Below are 4811 nucleotides of genomic sequence, written 5' to 3'. Positions count from 1 at the left end.
GCCAAAAGCGGACTCATCACCCTCGTCGAACACGCCCTCATGGCACGGCTCAAGTAGACGTCCGGCTACGGCGGTTGCCGTACGGAACGGAAGGAGGCGGGCCATGTCCATCGACATAGCCCGCCTCCATGTTCATAACATTTCGACAGAGAATTCACGGACACCGGACACCCGACGCACTCGTCCGGTGCCACTGTGCTCACATCAGCCCCGTCTTTTGGCGGGGCTCGCTCTTTTTGCCCGTTTTACGTGAGGCTTGGACCACTCGGAATGGCTGATTCCCGCTGTTTGGAATGGGGCCGTTCCTCGTGCTGCAATTCGACAACTCCCGAGTAGTACGGCCCCGAACAGAACACGGCACAAACGTAGGTGCCGACGCCGAGAGGTTGTTGGTCGAGTGAGGCGAAGCAAGACGAGCTCCGCGGAGCAGCAGGCGCGGGGCAACTTCACCCCGCCGCCGCGCGCAGCGGTGCCGCCTTCGGTCGCCACCGGATCCCCGCCGGCGGCCGGCAGCAGCAGCCCGCTCTCCCCGCGCAACTGGCGGGTGCCGACCCGGCTGAACGCCATCCTCCTGATCCCCGTGCTGGTCGGTCTGGTCATGGGCGGCTTCCAGGTCAAAGCGGCCGTGGACACCTGGCAGGAGGCACAGGACGCCGAGCGGACGGCTCTGGTCGTACGGGCCGCCGCCGGGTACGGGCAGGCCCTGCTCAACGAGCGCGATCTGACCGCCCGGCCGCTGCTGACCGGCGAGGGCGACGCCCCGGTGGTCGCACAGGTGCGGGCGGCCACGGACGCCGCGAAGAAGAAGTTCAACGAGGCCGTCCGGGACATGCCCGCGGACGAGGGCCTGGAGCGCCGGCTGAGCCTGTTCCGGGCGGAGGAGCCGAAGCTCGCCGCCATCAGGAAGAGCGCGTACATCGAGGGGGTCGAGACCCCGGACAAGAGCGGTGGCAAGGGCGGCCCGGTGGCGACCGAGGAGGGGTATGTGCTGGTCCAGCACTCTCTCATGGAGTTCGCCAACGAACTGGGCCTGGGCACCTCCAACATCACCAGCTACGGCCGTACCGTCTACGCGATCCAGCTCGCCAAGGCCGCCGAGTCGCTCCAGCGCTCCATCGGCACGCATCTGCTGGTCAGACCGAACCAGACGGCGAACGTCAGGAACGGCCAGACCATCGCCTTCTCCTCGTACGCGTATCTGGAGGACATCGCCGTCGCCGAGTACGTCTCCGGCGGTACGGAGGCGGATACGGCCAGGCTCCAGGACGTGATGGCGCAGAAGGCGGCCGAGGGCGCCAAGAAGCTCGCGGCGGCCCAGCAGCAGGCGGCGGCCAAGGGCGAGGACTTCGTCGCCCCGCCGAGCAAGGAGGGCTCCGTCCTGGACGGCATGGTGGCGGAGATCGCCACCGGGGACAGCCCGGAGCGGCTCGCGCAGCGCGGCGTGACGCCCGAGGCCTGGATGGCCGCCTCCACCGCCAAGTTCGACGGCTACTCGGTCCTGGAGAAGGACCTCGTCGACCGGGCCGTGGCGGACGCGGCGCAGATCTCGGAGAACGCCAGGAACAACGCCATCACCATCGGCGGCGCCGTGGTGATCGCGCTGCTGGCCGCCTTCGTCCTGGCCGGGATGATGGCCCGGCAGATGAGCCGCGCGATGCTGGGGCTGCGCACGGCCGCGTTCGGCATCGCCGAGCAGCGGCTGCCGATGCTGGTCGACCAGCTCTCGCGGACCGAGCCCGGCCGGGTCGACACCCGGGTCCAGCCGATCCCGATCGACTCGCGCGACGAGATCGGCGAGGTCGCCCGGGCCTTCGACCAGGTCCACCGCGAGGCGGTCAGGCTGGCCGCCGAACAGGCCATGCTGCGCGGAAACGTCAATGCCATCTTCACCAACCTCTCGCGCCGCAACCAGTCGCTGATCGAAGGGCAGTTGACCCTCATCTCCGACCTGGAGAACAACGAGGGCGACCCGGACCAGTTGGAGAACCTCTTCAAGCTGGACCACCTCGCGACCCGTATGCGCCGCAACGGCGAGAACCTCCTCGTCCTCGCCGGCGAGGAGCCCGGCCGCCGCTGGAACCAGCCGGTGCCGCTGGTGGACGTCCTGCGCGCCGCCTCCTCCGAGGTCGAGTCGTACGCCCGTATCGAGCTGACCGGCGTCCCCGAGACCGAGATCCACGGCCAGTCGGTGACCGACCTGGTCCATCTCCTCGCCGAGCTGCTGGAGAACGCCACCACGTTCTCCTCGCCGCAGACCAAGGTCCGGGTCACCGCGACGCGGCTGCCCGACGGCCGGGTGATGATCGAGATCCATGACAAGGGCATCGGCCTGACCGCCGAGGACTTCGCGGACATCAACCACAAGCTGGCCAACCCGCCGACCGTGGACGCCGCCGTCTCGCAGCGCATGGGCCTGTTCGTGGTCGGCAGGCTCGCGGACCGGCACGGCATCCGCGTACAGCTCCGCCCCTCGGGCGAGCAGGCCGGTACGACCTCGCTGGTGATGCTCCCCGACGCGATCACCCATGGCGGGGGTGGCGAACCGGCCCCGGCCGACGACTTCACCGTCTCGCAGATCATCCCGGACCAGCAGATCCCGGGCGGCGAGCCGGTCTTCGACGCCGGCACCCCGATGCTGACCGCGGCCGAACTGGGCTTCGACGACTCGCGGTACGACGACCCGCCGGGCCAGTCGGACCAGCGGGACGACAGCCGCACGCTCGACCCGGTCAACCGCACCCTCAAGCGCGAGGAGCGGCGGGCGGCGCTGGGCGGCCCCGGGACCGCGGAGCAGCCGGTCTTCCAGGACCCGGCCGTCCACTACCGCGAGGAGGTCGACGGGCAGTACCTGCCGCAGGAGGCCTCGTCCCCGTACGAGCAGGGGTACGCCGCTCCCCCGGCGGCCATGGAGACCGGCTATCCGCAGACGGCCGGCTACGAGGACTTCCAGGAGTTCCAGGAGCCCGCCGCGCAGCCGTACGCGGAGGCCGCGCCCCAGCCGTACGCGGAGCCGTATGCGGAGGCGCCCCAACAGGGCGACTGGGCCGGTCAGAACGCGTACCAGGACGTGTACGGGACCGAGCGGCGCCCGGAACCGGAATCGACCCCCGACGCTCCCGCGAACGCCCGCGACCGCGTAGGCTTCGACCGTCCGGGCCCGTCCCCGAGCAGCAGTCATACGCTGACGGACGCGGGTCTGCCGCGCCGGGGCAGCAGCCAGCCGCCACAGCGGTGGCAGCAGACGGGACAGGACAGCGGCCCGCACGGAACGGCGGGCCCGGCCGTACCACCGCCCGCGCCCGCCGCGGAGACTCCGCAGAACGGGCTCGGCGGCGATCAGGGCAACGGGCAGAGCGAGGCGGCCGGTTCCGGGGACTGGCGGTCGAGGAACGACGAGCGCTGGCAGCGGGCCGAGAAGCTCCGTGAGCCCAAGGCGGGCGGGATCACCGCGTCGGGGCTCCCCCGGCGGGTGCCCAAGGCCAATCTGATCGAGGGAGCGGCGGAGCAGACCCCGCAGGGCGGCACCCAGATCTCCCGGGCCCCCGAGGACATCCGCGGCAGGTTGAGCAACCTGCGGCGCGGTGTCCAGCGGGGCCGCAACGCGGGAGCGGACACGAACGGACCGGGCCACGGCCCGGGCAGTACCTACAACCAGGAGCGTTAGTGTGAGCCCGATGAGCCAGGCGGCGCAGAATCTGAACTGGTTGATCACCAACTTTGTGGACAACACCCCCGGGGTGTCCCACACCGTGGTGGTCTCCGCCGACGGACTCCTGCTGGCCATGTCCGAAGGTTTTCCCCGCGACCGCGCCGATCAGCTCGCGGCCGTGGCGTCCGGTCTGACCTCGCTGACCGCGGGGGCGTCCCGGATCTTCGAAGGCGGTGCCGTCAACCAGACCGTCGTCGAGATGGAGCGCGGTTTCCTCTTCATCATGTCCATCTCGGACGGATCCTCCCTGGCCGTTCTCGCGCACCCCGAGGCCGACATCGGCCTGGTGGGATACGAGATGGCGCTTCTGGTCGACCGCGCGGGCACGGTCCTCACCCCGGACCTCCGGGCCGAGCTCCAGGGAAGTCTGCTCAACTGAGAGACAGTGCGCTGCTCGCCACCGCACCATTAGGGTGCGGTGGCGCGGATTCACAGGACCGTCAACATCGGCCCGGCGACCGGCAGTCGGAGGAGGAAACGTGGCTACACCCCCAGACGGACATCCCTATGACTACGACGGTGTGCGGCGGGCCCAGGGCGAACCCGTACGGAACCGCTTCAACTTCCCCTCCGCGCCGAGCGGTCAGCCGGGAGGCCAGGGCGGCGGACCACCCCGGCAGGAGCCTTACTACCCCCAGCAGCGGCCGTACGAACCGCCGCGGCGGCAGCCGTACGAAGAACCGCGGCAGCCCCGTATCCAGCCGGTGGAACCGCGCCGCGCCCCGGAGGAGCCCGCTCCCTCCATGGGCACGCACAACCCGCTGGTCCGTCCGTACGCCATGACCGGCGGCCGGACGCGGCCGCGGTACCAGCTCGCCATCGAGGCGCTGGTCAGTACGACGGCCGATCCGTCACGGCTGCACGGGCAGTTGCCCGAGCACCAGCGGATCTGCCGGCTCTGTTTCGAGATCAAATCGGTCGCCGAGATCTCGGCGCTCCTCTCCATCCCCCTCGGCGTGGCCCGGATCCTCGTAGCCGACCTGGCGGAGGCGGGCCTTGTCGCCATCCACCAGCCCGGCGGCGACGAGGCCGTCGGTGGCCAGCCAGACGTGACACTGCTCGAAAGGGTGCTCAGTGGACTTCGCAAGCTCTAGCGGCGGTG

At 70.3% G+C, this 4811-nt stretch carries 3 protein-coding genes; all 3 read left to right on the top strand.

All coding sequences use genetic code 11. The features are described from left to right. Positions 1 to 397: 397 nt before the first annotated feature. The 3 genes from WH07_RS09775 to WH07_RS09765 all read left to right on the top strand — a co-directional run bounded on the left by WH07_RS09775 (position 398) and on the right by WH07_RS09765 (position 4803). Complete coding sequence (locus WH07_RS09775; RefSeq protein WP_046498001.1) at positions 398 to 3664, top strand: sensor histidine kinase; 3267 nt, start codon at positions 398 to 400, stop codon at positions 3662 to 3664. A gap of 10 nt (positions 3665 to 3674) precedes the next feature. After that, positions 3675 to 4088: a roadblock/LC7 domain-containing protein gene (locus WH07_RS09770; RefSeq protein WP_026057603.1), complete on the top strand. Its 414-nt coding sequence runs from the start codon at positions 3675 to 3677 to the stop codon at positions 4086 to 4088. Between the two features lie 100 nt (positions 4089 to 4188). Then, on the top strand, positions 4189 to 4803 hold the full coding sequence (locus WH07_RS09765) for a DUF742 domain-containing protein (RefSeq protein ID WP_046497997.1): 615 nt from the start codon (positions 4189 to 4191) through the stop codon (positions 4801 to 4803). Positions 4804 to 4811 lie beyond the last annotated feature (8 nt).

It is taken from the genome of Streptomyces odonnellii (assembly GCF_000981895.1).
Classification (GTDB): domain Bacteria; phylum Actinomycetota; class Actinomycetes; order Streptomycetales; family Streptomycetaceae; genus Streptomyces; species Streptomyces odonnellii.
Note: the sequence above shows the minus strand (reverse complement) of the source record. Positions and strands in the feature narration are given on the sequence as shown.